13 protein-coding genes are annotated in these 16,929 nt (G+C 72.9%); 6 read left to right on the forward strand and 7 right to left on the reverse strand.

Going from position 1 to position 16,929, the window contains the following annotated elements; all coding sequences use genetic code 11:
- Positions 1-4 precede the first annotated feature (4 nt).
- The gene (locus ACIBH3_RS22195; protein ID WP_396313764.1) at positions 5-1,252 is read right to left on the reverse strand and encodes an ABC transporter permease; all 1,248 of its coding nucleotides are present in this window, start codon (positions 1,250-1,252) and stop codon (positions 5-7) included.
- A gap of 178 nt (positions 1,253-1,430) precedes the next feature.
- The gene (locus tag ACIBH3_RS22200) at positions 1,431-3,044 is read right to left on the reverse strand and encodes a peptidoglycan-binding protein (RefSeq protein WP_396313765.1); all 1,614 of its coding nucleotides are present in this window, start codon (positions 3,042-3,044) and stop codon (positions 1,431-1,433) included.
- A gap of 422 nt (positions 3,045-3,466) precedes the next feature.
- Here ACIBH3_RS22200 and ACIBH3_RS22205 point away from each other — a divergent pair, with 422 nt between their 5' ends.
- Complete coding sequence (locus ACIBH3_RS22205; protein WP_396313766.1) at positions 3,467-4,762, forward strand: M18 family aminopeptidase; 1,296 nt, start codon at positions 3,467-3,469, stop codon at positions 4,760-4,762.
- A 240-nt stretch (positions 4,763-5,002) separates the two neighbouring features.
- Here ACIBH3_RS22205 and ACIBH3_RS22210 read toward each other — a convergent pair whose 3' ends face one another.
- Positions 5,003-6,823 carry an NHL domain-containing thioredoxin family protein gene (locus ACIBH3_RS22210; RefSeq protein WP_396313767.1) on the reverse strand — a complete coding sequence of 607 codons (1,821 nt, stop codon included), beginning with the start codon at positions 6,821-6,823 and terminating at the stop codon, positions 5,003-5,005.
- Between the two features lie 257 nt (positions 6,824-7,080).
- On the opposite strand from ACIBH3_RS22210, the gene ACIBH3_RS22215 reads away from it, so the two are divergent.
- Entirely contained in the window at positions 7,081-7,569 is a 489-nt protein-coding gene (locus tag ACIBH3_RS22215; protein ID WP_396313768.1) for an LURP-one-related/scramblase family protein, read from the forward strand.
- A 26-nt stretch (positions 7,570-7,595) separates the two neighbouring features.
- Here the strand turns inward: ACIBH3_RS22215 and ACIBH3_RS22220 are convergent, their stop codons facing one another.
- Both ACIBH3_RS22220 and ACIBH3_RS22225 read right to left on the reverse strand, forming a co-directional pair.
- A complete protein-coding gene (locus ACIBH3_RS22220; protein ID WP_396313769.1) occupies positions 7,596-8,198 on the reverse strand; it encodes a GNAT family N-acetyltransferase in 603 nt (200 codons plus the stop codon).
- Between the two features lie 184 nt (positions 8,199-8,382).
- Entirely contained in the window at positions 8,383-9,666 is a 1,284-nt protein-coding gene (locus ACIBH3_RS22225) for an adenylosuccinate synthase (RefSeq protein WP_396313770.1), read from the reverse strand.
- 126 nt (positions 9,667-9,792) lie between these two features.
- On the opposite strand from ACIBH3_RS22225, the gene ACIBH3_RS22230 reads away from it, so the two are divergent.
- The 3 genes from ACIBH3_RS22230 (at position 9,793) to purM (ending at position 13,636) form a co-directional block, all read left to right on the forward strand.
- The gene (locus ACIBH3_RS22230) at positions 9,793-10,647 is read left to right on the forward strand and encodes a diacylglycerol kinase (RefSeq protein WP_396313771.1); all 855 of its coding nucleotides are present in this window, start codon (positions 9,793-9,795) and stop codon (positions 10,645-10,647) included.
- Between the two features lie 251 nt (positions 10,648-10,898).
- Entirely contained in the window at positions 10,899-12,479 is a 1,581-nt protein-coding gene (purF, locus tag ACIBH3_RS22235) for an amidophosphoribosyltransferase (RefSeq protein WP_396313772.1), read from the forward strand.
- A gap of 71 nt (positions 12,480-12,550) precedes the next feature.
- Complete coding sequence (gene purM, locus ACIBH3_RS22240; RefSeq protein WP_396313773.1) at positions 12,551-13,636, forward strand: phosphoribosylformylglycinamidine cyclo-ligase; 1,086 nt, start codon at positions 12,551-12,553, stop codon at positions 13,634-13,636.
- Between the two features lie 187 nt (positions 13,637-13,823).
- Here the strand turns inward: purM and ACIBH3_RS22245 are convergent, their stop codons facing one another.
- Positions 13,824-14,075: a DUF3073 domain-containing protein gene (locus ACIBH3_RS22245; RefSeq protein WP_396313774.1), complete on the reverse strand. Its 252-nt coding sequence runs from the start codon at positions 14,073-14,075 to the stop codon at positions 13,824-13,826.
- A gap of 410 nt (positions 14,076-14,485) precedes the next feature.
- Positions 14,486-15,646, reverse strand: coding sequence for a Glu/Leu/Phe/Val dehydrogenase dimerization domain-containing protein (locus ACIBH3_RS22250; RefSeq protein WP_396313775.1), 1,161 nt, complete (start codon positions 15,644-15,646; stop codon positions 14,486-14,488).
- Between the two features lie 183 nt (positions 15,647-15,829).
- Here ACIBH3_RS22250 and ACIBH3_RS22255 point away from each other — a divergent pair, with 183 nt between their 5' ends.
- The gene (locus ACIBH3_RS22255) at positions 15,830-16,708 is read left to right on the forward strand and encodes a hypothetical protein (protein ID WP_396313850.1); all 879 of its coding nucleotides are present in this window, start codon (positions 15,830-15,832) and stop codon (positions 16,706-16,708) included.
- Positions 16,709-16,929: the final 221 nt, after the last annotated feature.

Raw genomic sequence — 16,929 nt, forward strand, 5'->3', positions numbered from 1 at the left:
CCGCTCAGCCGCTGCGCAGCGCCTTCAGCGGGTCGGTGCGCCCGGCCCGCAGGGCCGGGTAGAGGCCGGCCAGCAGCCCCACCGCGGTGCCGATCAGCGGCGCGGGGAGGGTCGCGGCGGGCTGGAGAACCGCCGTCCAGTCCCGGGCCGCGGCCACCGCCAGCACGGTGACCACGCCCAGCCCCGTCCCGATCAGCCCGCCCAGGGTGCCCAGCACGGCCGACTCGGTCAGGAACTGCCCCGCGATGTGCCGGGTACGGGCGCCCAGCGCGCGGCGCAGACCGATCTCCTCGGTCCGCTCCAGTACGGCGACCAGCGTGGTGTTGGCGATCCCCACCGCGCCGACCAGCAGGCAGATCGCCGCCAGCACGAGGAACAGCCCGCTCAGGTCGGAGGTCACCCCGTCCCGCAGGCTGTGCGGGTCCGGCGGCGGGACGACGGTGAACACCCCGGCGGCGTCCGGCCGCAGCGCCACCGCGACCTGGTCGGCGACCACGCCGGCCGCTCCGACCCGGGTGGCGATCAGCGCCTGCGCGCCGCCGTCCCGGCCGACGACCGGGTTGCCGAACCGCTCCAGCGCCGTCGACGCCGGGATGATCACGCTCAGCAGCGTCTCCGGCCGGCGGACCACGTCCGAGTAGACGCCGATCACGGTGTACGGGATGCCCGCGACGAACACGGCGGGCTGTGCGTCCAGCCTGTTCACCCCGAGCCGCTCGGCCGCGGCCACGCTGAGCAGCGCCACCGGCTGCCGGGAGTCCTGCGCGTACGGGTCGAGGGTGACCCCGGCCACCAGCGTGGGCTGCATGGCCGCCACCGCGCCCGGGGTGGCCGCCAGCAGCGACAGCCCCTGTCCGGTCTCCGGCCCGGTGGGCGAGGCGGAGATCACCGGCGGGCCGGCGACCGGCCACCAGACCCCGCCCGCGCTCACCCCCGCGATTCCGGCGAGCCGGGCGTCGGTGTCGTGCGGGAAGCTCATCGGCGGGTCGGCGCCGGCCGGGACGGCGTCGGCGGCGGGGTGGTCGGCGACCGTCACCGTGGTGGCGCCGGTCAGGCTGAACCGGGCGCCGATCTGGCCGGCGGCGGTGGCGGTCAGGCCGAGAACGGCCACGAACGCCCCGATGCCCAGGACGGTGCCGAGCATGGTCAGTACGGAGCGGCCGGGGCGCTGCAGGACGCCCGCCGTCGCCTCGGCGAGCAGATCGCGTACACCGAGCCGGGAGCCCGGACCGGCCAGGACGGTCCTCGCCATCAGCGGGCCGCCTTCCGCCGGGGGGCGGCGGGGCGGCCCGAGGGCCGCGTGGGCTCCGCGACGCGGCCGTCGCCGACCCGGACCGTACGGGCGGCCCGCGCCCCAGACTCGTGCCTGAGCAGCACCAGGGTGCGGCCCCGCGCGTGCGACCGGTCGAACCGCGCCGGCACGGCGGCGCTCATCGGCCGACCACCACCGGGTCGCCGGCCCGCAGGGCGGCGCCGTCGGGAGTGACGCCGACGAAGCCGTCGGCGCTCGCGCCGACCGTGACGGCCACCGTGCTGCGCCCGCCGTCCGCGTCGACCCGGGTCACCGACGTCCGGCCGGCCGAGGTGGTGAACACGGCGGCCACCGGCACGCTCAGCACGGGCTCGGTCGAGTCGTCCTCGCGTACGGTCATCCGCACGTTCTGGCCGTTGAGCGTGGCGGGCAGCGGCGTGGACGGGGTGACGGCGAGCGGTACGTACGGCGGGCCTGCGGGCGTGCCGTTGCCCGGGCCCGCCGCGCCGACCGCGCCGGCCGCGGAGCCCGGAGCGCCGCCGATCGGGATCACCCGGCCGGCCGGTGGAGCGGTGGTCTGCGCGCCCAGCTCCGCGACCGTACCGGCGACGGTGGTGCCGGTGGCCTCGGAGAACACCTCCACGGCCATGCCAGGCCTGACGGCCGCCGCCTGGGCCGGGGCCAGCAGCCCGGTGAGCGAGAGTCCGCCGCTGGTCAGCGAGAGCAGCGGGCCGGCGGCGGGTGCGCCCACCGAACCGTTCACCGCCGTCACCGCGGCCGGGAGCGCGGGCAGGAAGACCACGTGCGCGGCCGGCACCATCGGACCGTTCACCGCGACGGCCCTGGCCAGGGCGGCGCGGTCGTCGGCGAGCTGCTTCCTGGCGGTGGTGAGCTGTTGGTCGAGGCTCAGGCCACCGGGTACGGCGGGGGCTGCGAGTACGGGGGGTACGGGGGGTACGGGCTGGGCGCTGCCGGGCGGAGCCGCAGGGGTGCTCGGGGCAGGTGGGGCCGCTGGGGTGGTCGGGCCCGCCGGCGGGCCCGTGGCGGCCCTTCGCTGGGCCGCCAGGGCGTCCACGGTCCGCTGGTCCGCCTCCACCGCCTTGCCCGCCGCGTCCACCGCCTGCTGAGTGGCGGCCCCGGTGGTCGGCACGGGGTAACCCAGGCCCCGGTAGAAGGCGTCCACCGCCTGCGCGGTGCCGGCGCCGAAGGTGCTGCGCGGGTCGGAGCCGGTGGAGTGGCCCAGGGCCGCCAACGCATCCTGGAGCTCGCCCACGTCCGGACCGGTGCCGCCCGGCTTCAGGTCCCGGTACGCGGGCACCGGCCCGGCCAGGACGAACAGCGGCTGCCCGGAGACCTCGGCGAGCAGCCGCCCGTTGCCGACCTCGTCGCCGGTCCGCACGTTCAGCCGGGAGACGTACAGCTGGGTGACATCGGCGGCGGCCGGGCCGGCGCTGACGTTGTACTGCGTCGGCGGATAGACCGTGCCCCGGATCACCACCGAGGGGCTGAGCACCCGCATCGTCGCGGCTGCCGTCAGCAGGGTGCGCGCGGGCGGCGCGGTCTGCGCGGCGCGCTCGGCGGGCGACCTGATCAACGGGGCGGCCGCCAGCCCGCCGACCGGCACCAGCGCCGCCACCGTCGCCACGGCCAGGACGATCCGCCGCCGGCGCGCCGCACCGGACGGCCCGCCGGCCCGGTCCGGTGCGGCCTCGCCGGGCGACCCGCCCGCCGCGTCGTGCCCGACCGCCGCCGTGCCGCCGACCTCGCGCCGTAACAAGCCGTTCTCCCTCAAGACTCGCGACCCTCGCCCCTTGACCTCGTGGCTCAAATCCCGGCCGTGGCAGACCGGTTGTGCGGCGTGCCCGCATGCCACCCGGAGGCCGGCCGGTGGGCGTCCCGCGCGCCGGTCCCGATCCTTGCGGCAACTCGGCTCCGCGAACAGGAAGTTCGACCGGAAAGTGCGCCGCAGCCGTCAATTCGGCACCGCCGACCGGAAAGCACCGGTATCGCTGGGCGTGCGCGCCGAGCGGCCGAAGACCGCCCGGTGGGCGCCCGCTGCGCCCGCCGTGGCCGGCCGGATCCGGAAGGTCACCGCTCTGTCACTGCTGTGCACCCGTTGGGGAGTTACGAGTGTCCTGTCCGTGTACGGGCATATGCTCAGGTGCGAGGCCGATCCCCCATCCGGCCTCAGCCCTCCCCCGACTCAGGAGCAGCATGTCCACCGCCGCCTGCCAGGCCTTCTTCGACCGGACGCACACCGATGACCTGATCGCCTTCCTCGGCACCTCGCCCTCCCCGTACCACGCGGTGGCGAGCGCGGCCGAGCGGCTGGAGAAGGCGGGCTTCCGGCAGGTCGCCGAGACGGATGCATGGGACGCGTCGACGGGCGGTAAGTACGTCGTCCGGGGTGGCGCGCTGATCGCCTGGTACGTGCCGAAGGGGGCGGGGCCACAGACGCCGTTCCGGGTGGTCGGCACCCACACCGACTCGCCCAACCTGCGGGTCAAGCCGGTTCCTGACACCGGTTCGGCCGGCTGGCGCCAGGTCGCGGTGGAGATCTACGGCGGTGTGCCGCTGAACACCTGGCTGGACCGCGACCTGGGCCTGTCCGGCCGCCTCGCGCTGCGCGACGGCACGGCCCGGCTGGTCCAGATCGACGAGCCGCTGCTGCGCGTACCGCAGCTGGCGATCCACCTGGACCGGCAGGTCAACGACGGGCTCAAGCTCGACAAGCAGCGCCACCTGACCCCGATCTGGGGGCTGGGCCCGGTCGACGAGGGCTCGCTGATCGAGTACGTGGCGCAGCGGGCCGGGGTCGCCGCCGCGGACATCGCCGGATGGGACTTGATGACCCACGACGTCCAGCCGCCCGCCTACCTGGGCAAGGACCGCGAGCTGCTGGCCGGCCCGCGCCTGGACAACCTGCTCTCGGTGCACGCGGCCACTGCCGCGCTGGCCTCGGTGGCCGGCGCAGAACTGCCGTACATCCCGGTGCTGGCCGCGTTCGACCACGAGGAGACCGGAAGCGAGTCGGACACCGGCGCACAGAGCCCGCTGCTGGGCAACGTGCTGGAGCGCAGCGTGTACGCGCGCGGCGGCAGCGCCGAGGACCGGGCCCGCGCGTTGGCGGGGACGGTCTGTCTCTCCTCCGACATGGGCCACGCCGTGCACCCCAACTACAGCGAGCGGCACGAGCCCGGCCACCACCCGATGCCCAACGGCGGGCCGATCCTCAAGGTCAACGTCAACAACCGGTACGCGACGGACGCGATGGGCCGCGCCGTCTTCGCGGCGGCCTGCGAGAAGGCGGGGGTACCGTGGCAGACCTTCGTCTCCAACAACGCGATGCCCTGCGGCACGACGATCGGCCCGATCACGGCGGCCCGGCTGGGGATCACCACGGTGGACTGCGGCATCGCGGCGCTGTCGATGCACTCGGCGCGTGAGCTGTGCGGCGCCGACGACCCGTTCCTGCTGGCAAGCGCGATCAAGGCGTTCCTGGAGGGCTGACCTCTCTTTCGGGGCGCCCGCTCGCCTCCGGGGCGCTCTGGTCCGGTGCCGACGGTCGGCGCTCCGGCGCTCGCTTCGCTCGCTTGTCGCTTCTCCCTTTCGGTACCGGCGCGCCCCTTCGGCTCGGGGTGCCTTCTTCGGGGCGCCGGCTCGCCTCCGGGGCGCTCTGGTCCGGTGCGTTGCCCGTCTCCGGCGTGCCCCGAGCCGAAGGGCCGCGCCGGAGGGGGTGAGCGCCCCGGGCTACTCCATGCCGGCGAGGACCAGGGGCAGCCGGCCGGCGCCGCCCGGGGTGATCTTCACCGGTACGCCCCAGTCCTGCTGGTGGACGTGGCAGGCCGGGTACTCGATCTCGGGGTCGTCGTCGCAGGAGGCCGCGATCGCCGAGACGTGCAGCACGCCCTCGGTGATCTCCTCGGAGAGCACCAGCTCCCTGCTGAGCGCGCTGTCCGCGCCGGCGCCGGCCAGCAGCAGCTCGGGCGGCGTCGAGCTGACCAGCAGCCGGGTCGACGGGCCGTAGCGCTCGTCCAGCTTCTGGCCGGAGGGCGCGGAGAAGAGCACGTCCAGCCGGAGCGCGCCCGGCGCCACCTCGGTGGCGGCGCGCTGGGTTCGGTGCGCGACCGATTCGACCCGAACGGCCTCCTCGGGCAGCCGCAGCCGGGTCAGCCGGTGCCGGGCCGACTCGACGACGACGATGTCACCGTCGACCAGGACGGCGCCGGAGGGTTCGCGAAGGTCGGTGGCCAGCGTGCTCACCTCGCCGCTCGCCGGGTCGAAGCGGCGCAGCGCGTGGTTGTACGTGTCGGCGATCGCCACCGAGCCGTCGGGCAGCACGCTCACCCCCAGCGGGTGCTGGAGCAGTGCCTGCGCGGCGGCGCCGTCGCGGTGGCCGAAGTCGAACAGGCCGGTGCCGACGGCGCTGTGCACCGTCTTTGTTTCACGTGAAACCCAGCGCAGCGCGGAGGTCTCCGAGTCGGCGACCCAGAGCTTCTCGCCGTCAGCCGAGACGGCCAGGCCGGAGGGCTGGGCGAACCACGCCTCGTCGGCCGGCCCGTCGACCAGGCCCTCGTTGGTGGTGCCGGCCGCCACCTGGACCGTGCCGGCGGCGGGGTCGTAGGACCAGAGCTGATGCACGCCGGCCATCGCGATCCAGACGCGGTCGTCGAACCAGGCGACGTCCCAGGGCGAGGAGAGCTCGACCTCGCGGGCCGGGCCGGCGGTGGGCGAGCCCTGCCACCATTGCTTGCCGGTGCCGGCCAGGGTCCGGACGTGGCCGTCGGCCAGCCGGACGCCGCGCAGCACGTGGTTCACGGTGTCGGCGACCACCACGTCGTACCCGAGGTCCAGCCCGGCCGGGACGAGGGCGAGGCCCTGCGGCTCGCTGAAGCGGGGGTTCACCCCGTCCACCAGCCCGCGTTCGCCGTCACCGATCCGGCGCAGCACGCGCTCGCCGTCCTCGGCCAGCTCGACCAGCGAGTGGTGGCCGGAGTCGGCGACCAGGAATCCGCCGTCGGGCAGCCGCACGGCCTTGCCGGGGAACTTCAGGTCGCCGGCGACCGGCTCGGGGGCGACGTAGGGGCTGTCGCCGCGCCGCAGCGTGCCCTTGGCCGTGTGCTCGGCCTCCAGCTCCCCGACCAGCCGGGCGATGGCGTGGGCGTGCCCCTCGCCGGCGTGCTGGGCGACCACGTACCCCTCGGGGTCGATCACCACCAGCGTGGGCCAGGCCCGGACGGCGTACTGCTTCCAGGTCACCAGCGCGGGGTCGTCCAGCACCGGGTGGTGCACCTCGTACCGGGCCACCGCGTCCACCACGGCCTGGTGGTCGGCCTCGTGCACGAACTTGGGGGAGTGCACACCGACGATCACCACGGTGTCGCGGTGCTTCTCCTCCAGCTCACGCAGCTCGTCCAGGACATGCAGACAGTTGATGCAGCAGAAGGTCCAGAAGTCCGCGATCACGATCTTGCCGCGGAAGTCCGCGAGCGTGAGGTCCTTGCCGCCGGTGTTGAGCCAGCCGCCGGCCCCGACCAGCTCGGGGGCGCGTACACGTGCACGAGATGCCATGACGCAATCAAACCCCACCACCCGTCCCGGCATTCCGGACCCCTCCCGCCGGTCCCGTCCGCGGGCTCGGCGGCGTGGATCGCGGCCGGTGCTGGTGCTGGCCCGCGCGACCGGCGCGGGGGCGGGGATGTCGGGCATGGGGGAAGTGAATCGTGTCCGCGCCGATGCTGCGCGGGGGCCCGTAATCGGATCGAATGGGGCACCGGCACGGGGCGTCCGCTCCGGCGCGGATCGATGCGGATCACTCAGGAGGCGGTATGCGGTACGTGGTCAGGGAGCGGCTGTTCGCGATCGGTGACGACTACTGGATCGAGGACGAGGACGGCCGCAAGGCGTACCTGGTGGACGGCAAGGTGCTGCGGCTGCGCGACACCTTCGAGCTCAGGGACGCCGCCGGCCAGGTGGTGGCCGTGATCAAGGAGAAGTTCTTCACCGTCCGGGACGCGATGAAGATCGAGAACGCGGACGGCGATGTCGTCGCCACCGTCCGGGAGAAGCTGTTCACACCCTTCCGAGACAAGTACAAGGTGGAGCTGGCCGACGGCGCCGAGCTGAAGATCACCGGGGACCTGATCGGCAAGGACTACACGATCGAGGACGACAACGGCGACGAGGTCGCCCGGATCTCCGAGAAGTGGTTCACCATCCGCGACGCGTACGGGGTGGAGATCGCCGACGGCGCCGATCCCGGCCTGCTGCTGGCCGTCGCGGCCTGTGTGGACCACCTGGCGGCCGAGGAGGGCTGAGCCGGGCCGAGCCGCGCGGCGGCGGCTCAGCCCCGGTTGAGCCGCTCCGCCAGCCGGGCCCGGGCGGCGGGCCACTCGTCGGCGAGCATCGAGAAGTAGACGCTGTCGCGCCAGGTGCCGTCGGCGCGGCGGCGCTCGCGGCGGTGGATGCCCTCGAAGGTCGCCCCCAGGCGCAGCACGGCGTTGCGCGAGCGCTCGTTGAGGTGGTCGGTCTTCCAGAAGACCCGGCCCATGCCGAGCTCCTCGAAGGCGTGGGTGAGCAGCAGCAGCTTGGACTCGGTGTTCACCGCGGTGCGCCAGGCGCTGCGGGCGTACCAGGTGCCGCCGATCTCGACCAGCTCGTCCTCGGCGTTGGCGTCGTAGTAGCCGGTCATGCCGATGGCGCGGCCGGTGTCGAGGCTGATCACCGCGAGGACCACGGCGGTGCCGGCCGCGATCTCGGCGAGCCGCCGGTCGATGACGGCGCCGAGCTCCTGTTCGGTGCGGGGGGTGCCCCCGGGGATCCACTGCCAGACCAGGTCGTCCCCGCCGCCGGCGGCGAAGAGATCGGGCAGGTGGTCGCGCCCGAGCGGTTCCAGGCGGACGTGCCGGCCGGTCAGGGTGATGGGTGCGGGCAGCTTCGCGGTCATGATCGGCAAGGTAGCCGCATTCTGCACTAGGCGCAAGAGGTTATTGCACTAGTTCATATATTGAGGGAGGTGTGCGAGGGCACGCGAAAGGGGCCCGGCGAATCCGCTGGGCCCCTTCGGCGTGCTGCCGGCGCAGGGCCGGTCGGGTGGTGCCGCATCCGGGTGTCGGATGCGGCACCGGTTGCTAGATGAACGAGTTGATCTGGATCGTCTCGGTCCGGCCGGGGCCGACGCCGATGGCGGAGATCGGCGCGCCCGACATCTCCTCCAGCGCCTTCACGTAGGCCTGGGCGTTCTTCGGCAGGTCGCCGAAGGTCTGCGCCTTGGAGATGTCCTCGTTCCAGCCGGGCAGCGTCTCGTAGATCGGCTTGGCGTGGTGGAAGTCGGACTGGTTGTACGGAAGCTCGTCGACCCGGCGGCCGTCGATCTCGTACGCGACGCAGACCGGGATCTGCTCCCAGCCGGTGAGCACGTCGAGCTTGGTGAGGAAGAAGTCGGTGAGGCCGTTGACCCGGGTCGCGTAGCGCGCGATCACCGCGTCGAACCAGCCGCAGCGGCGGTCACGGCCGGTGGTGACACCGCGCTCGCCGCCGATCCGGCGCAGCGCCTCGCCGTCCGCGTCCAGCAGCTCGGTCGGGAACGGGCCCGAGCCGACGCGGGTGGTGTACGCCTTCAGGATGCCGATGACCCGGTCGATCTTGGTCGGGCCGATGCCGGCGCCGGTGCAGGCGCCGCCGGCGGTCGGATTGCTGGAGGTCACGAAGGGGTACGTGCCGTGGTCGACGTCCAGCAGGGTGCCCTGGCCGCCCTCCAGCAGGACGACCTTGTCGGCCTTGAGCGCCTCGTCCAGGACGAGGGTGGTGTCGGCCAGGAAGGGCTTGATCTTGTCGGCGTAGCCGAGGTACTCCTCCAGCACCAGCTCGGCCGGGATGGCGCGGCGGTTGTAGAGCTTGACCAGCAGCTGGTTCTTGTCGTGCAGCGCCGCCTCGATCTTCTGCTGGAGGATCGATTCGTCGAAGAGGTCCTGCACCCGGATGCCGACGCGGTTGATCTTGTCCGCGTAGGTCGGGCCGATGCCGCGGCCGGTGGTGCCGATCCGGCGCTTGCCGAGGAAGCGCTCGGTGACCTTGTCCAGGGTGCGGTGGTACGGGGTGATCAGGTGGGCGTTGCCCGAGATCAGCAGCTTGGAGGTGTCGATGCCGCGCTCGTTCAGGCCGGCCAGCTCGGAGAGCAGCACGCCCGGGTCGATCACGACGCCGTTGCCGATCACCGGAGTCACATTCGAGCTGAGGATTCCGGAGGGGAGCAGGTGAAGTGCATACTTCTGGTCGCCGATGACCACCGTGTGACCGGCGTTGTTGCCGCCCTGGTAACGGACGACGTAGTCGACGGAGCCACCGAGGAGGTCGGTCGCCTTCCCCTTGCCCTCGTCCCCCCACTGAGCGCCAACGAGCACGAGTGCCGGCACAGGCGTACACCCCTTCCGGTTGGGGCATCCTGCGTAGGCCGCAGTCTGCCCCGAGATAGACGAAGCCCCTGGCGCAATAGCGCAAGGGGCTCTTGCACCGAGAGATTACCTGAGGAAGGACCGGTCGTGTCGTCCCTGTCCACGCCCGCATCCCACGCCGGTACCCCCGGCAACGGCGAGCCGCTGCTCGTCCTGCTCGACCCGGCGGCCAAGCAGGCCGACGGTGAGTCGGTACGGATCGCGAAGGACGTGCTCTGCGGCGGCACGGACGTCAAGGTGGCGTACCCGGAGAGCCCGTCCGAGCTGGACCGGGTGCTTTCGCACCGCGGCCGTCGCCGACCGGTGGTGATCGGTTCCGATCTGGCGCTCCAGCGGGTCCTTCAGGCCCTGCACCGCCAGCGTGAACTGGGCAGCGACCCGGTCGGGCTGATCCCGGTGGGCCGCCCGGCCGAGCTGACCGCGGCCCGGGCGCTCGGGGTGCCGGTGCAGCCCGTGCCGGCCGCCCGGGCGGTGCTCGGCGGCGCGCCGCGCAAGCTGGACCTGCTGGTGGACGACGGCGGCGGGGTGGTGCTCGGCGCGGTCAGGATCGCCGGCGCCGCGGGGCGCGGCGGACGGGTACGGCCGGGCGGCTGGCGTTCGCTATGGGCGAAATTCGCTGCGTCCGAGCAGGGGACCTCCGCCGGGCCGGAGGGTGCGGGCGAGCACCAGACGGCCCGGCTGCGGGTGGAGGCGGACGGCAGGTTGCTCGCGGACGTGCACCGGCCGGTGCGGGTGGTGCAGGTGAGCCTGCCGGTGGGCGAGGGGGCGATGGAGATCGTGGTCCGCGCGTCGGGGGCGCCGGTGCGGGCCAGGGCCGGCACCATCACGGTGGCCGGGCGCGGCTTCGCGTACGAGGCGGACGGCCGCCAGGTGGGCCCGGTCCGGACAAGGACCTGGACGGTGCACGCGGGCTCCTGGGGGCTGCTGCTGCCGGCCGGCTAGGCCCGCGGCGGGCCGTACGGGCCCCGAGGTGAGCAGGGTCACGTTGCCGTGCGGGCGTGGACGGCCCGTCAGCCGGCGCGCACCCCCGCAGGGTGCGCGTTCCAAGGCCAGGCGCCGGTTCGACGAATCGTCGAATGCGGAAATGCAGTACCGGTAAGGGGTTTTGTCTACGCGCGTTGCCAGTGGATCGGCCAACAATCACGGCCTCCCCCGTTCCGGAAGGCTGTGGCAACTGCCCTAGACTCGAAGACGTGCCACGTGGTGACGGAAGACTCAACCACGATCTTCTTCCCGGCGAGAAAGGCCCCCAGGACGCTTGCGGCGTCTTCGGTGTCTGGGCTCCCGGCGAGGAGGTCGCCAAGCTCACGTTCTTCGGCCTTTACGCCCTGCAGCACCGTGGACAGGAATCCGCGGGCATCGCAGTGAGCAATGGCTCCCAGATTCTCGTCTTCAAGGACATGGGACTCGTCTCCCAGGTCTTCGACGAGGCCTCGCTGGGGTCCTTGCACGGGCATATCGCCGTCGGACACGCCCGCTACTCGACCACCGGTTCCTCGGTCTGGGAGAACGCCCAGCCGACCTTCCGCGCGACCGTACACGGATCGCTGGCCCTCGGGCACAACGGAAACCTGGTGAACACCGCCGAACTGGCGGAGATGGTCGCCCAACTGCCCGGTGAGGAGCACGTCTCCCGCTCGGGCCGCAACGCCGCGACCAACGACACCGACCTGGTGACCGCCCTCCTTGCGGGCCACCCGGAGCTGTCCATCGAGGACACCGCCCGGCTGGTCCTGCCCAAGGTCAAGGGCGCGTTCTCGCTGGTCTTCATGGACGAGCACACCCTCTACGCCGCCCGTGACCCGCAGGGCATCCGCCCGCTGGTGCTCGGCCGGCTGGAGCGCGGCTGGGTGGTCGCCTCCGAGACGGCGGCGCTCGACATCTGCGGCGCCTCCTTCATCCGTGAGGTGGAGCCGGGCGAGCTGATCGCCATCGACGAGAACGGCATGCGGACCTCCCGCTTCGCCGAGGCAAAGCCCAAGGGCTGCGTCTTCGAGTACGTCTACCTGGCCCGCCCCGACACCTCCATCGCCGGCCGCAACGTGCACCTGTCCCGGGTGGACATGGGCCGTCGGCTCGCCAAGGAGGCCCCGGTCGAGGCCGACCTGGTGATAGCCACGCCGGAGTCCGGCACCCCCGCCGCGATCGGCTACGCGGAGGCCAGCGGGATTCCGTACGGCTCCGGTCTGGTGAAGAACGCCTACGTCGGGCGCACCTTCATCCAGCCCAGCCAGACCATCCGCCAGCTCGGCATCCGGCTCAAGCTCAACCCGCTCAGGGAAGTCATCGCGGGCAAGCGGCTGGTCGTCGTGGACGACTCGATCGTGCGTGGCAACACCCAGCGCGCGCTGGTGAAGATGCTCCGCGAGGCCGGCGCCGCCGAGGTGCACATCCGGATCTCCTCCCCGCCGGTGAAGTGGCCGTGCTTCTTCGGCATCGACTTCGCCACCCGCGCGGAGCTGATCGCCAACGGCATGACGATCGAGGAGATCGGCCGCACGCTCGGCGCGGACTCCCTGGCGTACATCTCGATCGACGGCATGATCGAGGCCACCAAGCAGCCCAAGGACAAGCTCTGCCGGGCCTGCTTCGACGGCGAGTACCCGATGGAGCTGCCCGACCCGGCGCTGCTCGGCAAGCTCCTGCTGGAGGCCGAGATCGCCGGCAGCCAGCAGCCGCCCGCGGTACGCGGCAAGCCCGTCGGCTCCGACCTGGACGGCGTCCAGTCGCTGCTCGGCGGGGGCGGCGCGGCCGACGCGCTGCGGCGCCCGTAGTTCCGACGGTGGGGCCCCGACCAGGGGCCCCACCGCGTTCACCCCCACAGACCCGAGAGGGCCGCACAGCAGTGACCAGCAACGAGAGCGGCGCCACCTACGCCGCCGCAGGTGTCGACATCGAGGCCGGCGACCGCGCCGTCGAGCTCATGAAGCAGTGGGTGAAGAAGGCGAGCCGCCCCGAGGTCGTCGGCGGACTCGGCGGCTTCGCCGGGCTCTTCGACGCCTCCGCCTTCAAGCGCTACGAGCGGCCGCTGCTGGCCTCGGCCACCGACGGCGTCGGCACCAAGGTCGCCATCGCGGCCGCGATGGACAAGCACGACACCATCGGCCACGACCTGGTCGGCATGGTCGTCGACGACCTGGTGGTCTGCGGCGCCGAGCCGCTGTTCATGACCGACTACATCTGCGTCGGCAAGGTCGTCCCCGAGCGGGTCGCCTCGATCGTCAAGGGCATCGCCGAGGGCTGCGCGCTGGCCGGCTGCGCGCTGGTCGGCGGCGAGACCGCCGAGCACCCCGGCCTGCTCGGCCCGGACGAGTACGACGTCGCGGGCGCCGGCACCGGTGTGGTGGAGGCCGACGCGCTGCTGGGCGCCGAGCGGGTCCGTGCGGGCGATGTGGTGATCGCGATGGCCGCCTCCGGCCTCCACTCCAACGGCTACTCGCTGGTGCGCCACGTGCTGCTGAACGAGGCCGGCTGGAAGCTCGACCGCAAGGTCGAGGAGTTCGGCCGGACGCTGGGCGAGGAGCTGCTGGAGCCGACCAGGATCTACTCCCTGGACTGCCTGGCGCTCACCCGCGCCACCGAGATCCACGCCTTCTCGCACGTCACCGGCGGCGGCCTCGCGGCCAACCTGGCCCGGGTCATCCCGGAGGGCCTGCACGCCCGGCTCGACCGCGGTACCTGGACGCCGCTGCCGGTCTTCCAGACCGTCGCCCAGGTCGGCAAGGTGTCCACCCTGGAGATCGAGAAGACCCTGAACATGGGCATCGGCATGGTCGCCGTCGTCCCGCCGGAGTCGGTGGACGTGGTGCTGTCGATCCTGGAGGACCGCGGGGTCGAGGCGTGGCTGCTCGGCGACATCGTCGACCGCGGCGCCGAGCACGAGGGTGGCGCGGCCCTCTACAACGCCTACGAGGGCTTCACCGCGGGCTGACCCGTCCGAGGCACACGACAGGGCCCTCCCCGGGCGGTACGCCGGGGAGGGCCCTGTCGTGTGCCTCCGGCCGCCGTGGGTGCACACCACGGCCGCGATGGTGGCGGCTGCGCGGGAAGGGCTGCGCGGGAACGCCGAAAACCGGCCCGGCGCACTTGGCGCCAGGGCCGGTCAGGCCAGGCTGTGACTACGCGCGGCGGCGGGCCTGGGAACGGCCCGAGTCCGACTCGGCGTCGTCGTCATCGTCATCGTCGGCGTAGCGGTCTACGTACGCCGCATACGGGTCGTCGTCCTCTTCCTCGATCGGCTCAGGGCTGATCGGGATGGAGGGCGATACGCCCAGCTCGCTGGACAGACGGTTGGCGTCGAACCCGCCGCTGTTGTACTTCAGCTCGCGGGCGACCTTCGTCTGCTTGGCCTTGGCCCGGCCGCGCCCCATGGGTCGACCCCCTCAACGATGGGGCTCACGGCCCCGAGTCTGACACGTGTTCATGATCAGGAGCGGCCTGCCCGAATGGGGAGAACCGTCCCTTGGAGCATTAACGGTACCTGTTTCTGCCGCTGGACGGTACGTCGTCAGTGTGACGTGGCGCGCACCGCCAGCACCCGAAACCCGGTCTTTCCAGGTCACAGGAGGTTTTCCGGGCTTTCGCAGGCTGTCCGGAGGTGTCCCAGGTCCGTCGTTCCAGCCTCGATTATCCCCCCAAGGGGGACCTTCGATCACCCGATCGGGCGCAGAAGTGAGAATCCGGTTCCACATTGTGATGCGCGGGAGGCGGAGGGTTGCCCGCCTCCCGCGCGGCCGCCCGGGGCCGGGCCAGGGCGCTCGGCCCGGACCCGGCGGCGGGCTCAGGAGCGGCGGGCGCCCGGCAGCAGGATCGTGCGCAGAGAACTGATCTCGCGCATCCGCTTCTCGGCGAGGCGGTCGGCGGCCACGGCCGGCGGGACCCCGTCGGAGGCGGCCCGGGTGAAGATCTCCAGCGTGGTGTCGAAGATCTTGGTGGCCTTGTTCTTGGCGCGCTCGAAGTTGAAGCCGTCGATCTCGTCGGCGACCTGGATCACGCCGCCGGAGTTGACCAGGTAGTCGGGCGCGTACAGGATGCCGCGGTCCGCGAGGTCCTTCTCGACGCCCGGGTGGGCCAGCTGGTTGTTGGCGGCGCCGCAGACCACCGCGGTGCCGGCCGCGCCGAGCGCGCCCACCGTGTGGTCGTCCAGCGCGCCGCCGAGCGCGCAGGGGGCGTAGACGTCCAGCTCGGCCCGCAGCAGCGCGGCGGTGTCCGCGACCACCTCGACCTCGGGGTGGGCCGCCCGGACGCGGTTCACGGCCGCCTCGGAGACGTCGGTGACGACGACGGTGGCGCCGTCCGCGACCAGGTGGCTGACCAGGTAGTGGCCGACCTTGCCGACGCCCGCGACGCCGACCCGCTTGCCGCGCAGGGTCGGCTGGCCCCAGCGGGCCTGCGCGGAGGCGCGCATGCCCTGGAAGACGCCGAAGGCGGTCAGGATGGAGGAGTCGCCGGCGCCGCCGTCCTCGGGCGAGCGGCCGGTCACGAACTCGGTCTCGCGCGCCACCACGTCCATGTCCTGGACGTAGGTGCCCACGTCGCAGGCCGTGATGTAACGCCCGCGCAGGGACTGCACGAAGCGGCCGTACGCGCGGAGCATCGCCTCGTTCTTGTCCTTGTTGGGGTCGCCGATGATGACGGCCTTGCCACCGCCGAGGTCGAGCCCGGCGAGAGCGTTCTTGTAGCTCATGCCGCGCGACAACCGCAGCGCGTCCTCCAGGGCCTCCTCCTCGGTGACGTAGGGGAAGAAGCGGGTGCCGCCGAGGGCCGGGCCCAGGGCGGTGGAGTGGATGGCGATGATGGCCTTGAGCCCGGAGCTGCGGTCGTGGCACAGCACGACCTGCTCGTGGCCGTCGCCGGGGACGCCGTCCTGCTCGGTGCGGAAGATCCTGCTGAGCACGCCGGGTGCGGGGTGCGTCGCGGATGCGGTCTGTACGTCGGTCACTGTGGTGACTCCAGTATCCGAGGCCCGCTGCTGTGGTGCGGGCGCCTAAGGCGAAGCGTAGTCCGCCGGGTGCCGCCGATCTCCCCCCTGTTCGCGCCAACCCACCGCACCTCGTCCGGGGCGGTGCTGCCCGCGCCCTCCCGGGGGCCGCCGGTGCGTGCGACGATGCAGAGCGTGACCGCCGTGCGTACCTCAGTGCTCCCGCCCTACGCCGCCCACCTGCGGGTCTACGAGCCGCTGGCCGCCTACCCCGAGCCCGAGCGGACCCGCTGGCAGCGCTACGCGGCCGCGCACGGCCCGGACGCGGGCCTGGTGGAGCAGCCGGTGGCCAGGGCGGCGCTGGAGGAGCAGCGGACGGCGCTCGCGGAGCTGGTGGGGCGCACGCCCCGGGCGCTGCCGGAGCGGGAGAGCGGGCGGGCCTTCGTCCGGGTGGTGGAGGGCGTCACCTACGTCTGCCCGTGGGCGACCAGGCTGCGCAGCTGGCAGGCACTGGAGGAGCTGCGGGAGTCCGCTCCGGTGGCGCTGCTGGACACCGCGCTGCCGCCGGCCACCAGGGAAGCCGCGGAGGCGGACCGGGAGCGCTGGCGGGCCGAGCACCCGGACGCCCGGCCGTGGATCCTGACCAGCCGGTGGGGGGTTCCGGTGCGGTGGTTCCTGCCGTTCGGTGAGGAGGACCGCTGCTTCGTCCCGCAGGAGCTGGAGGGTGAGCAGCCGTCGCCGGCCGCGCTGTTCTACCTGACACCGATGGCGCAGGCCCGGCGGCGGGTGGCGCGCGGCTACCGGGTGCTGCGGGAGAAGCTGCCGGACGCGGAGCCGGCCCGGGCTGCGGAGCGGGTGGGGCGGTGGCTGGAGGAGTTCCACCCGCGCTCGCTGGTCGAGCTGGACTACGGGGGCCTGGTACATCTGCTCGGCCCGGAGCGGCTGGCGGCGGACCGCTCGGCGGGGGAGCTGGAGGAGGGTTTGGCGGCGCTGCGGGCCGGGGACACCGCGGAGGCGGTCCGGGCGTACGAGCGCATCTCGGCTCGCTGGCGGCTGGTGCAGGCGCTGCGGCAGGCCAACTGAGGGGGCGTCACCGCAGGTGGGGGAGGGTGTCAGTGGTACTTGTCAGGGTGGTGGGGGCGTAGGGCCCGGGCCTGGTGACGTAGGTCCCGGTTCGGGTCAATAGCCATCGAACGTGACACTACTCACCGTTGACGCGAACTAACACCTATGTGCAAAAATGGGACAACCAGCCCAACTTCACACGAGCGTGCCCACTTCTGGGTGGTTCTGGAGCCGATGCG

It is taken from the genome of Kitasatospora sp. NPDC050543 (assembly GCF_044457565.1).
Lineage (GTDB): Bacteria > Actinomycetota > Actinomycetes > Streptomycetales > Streptomycetaceae > Kitasatospora.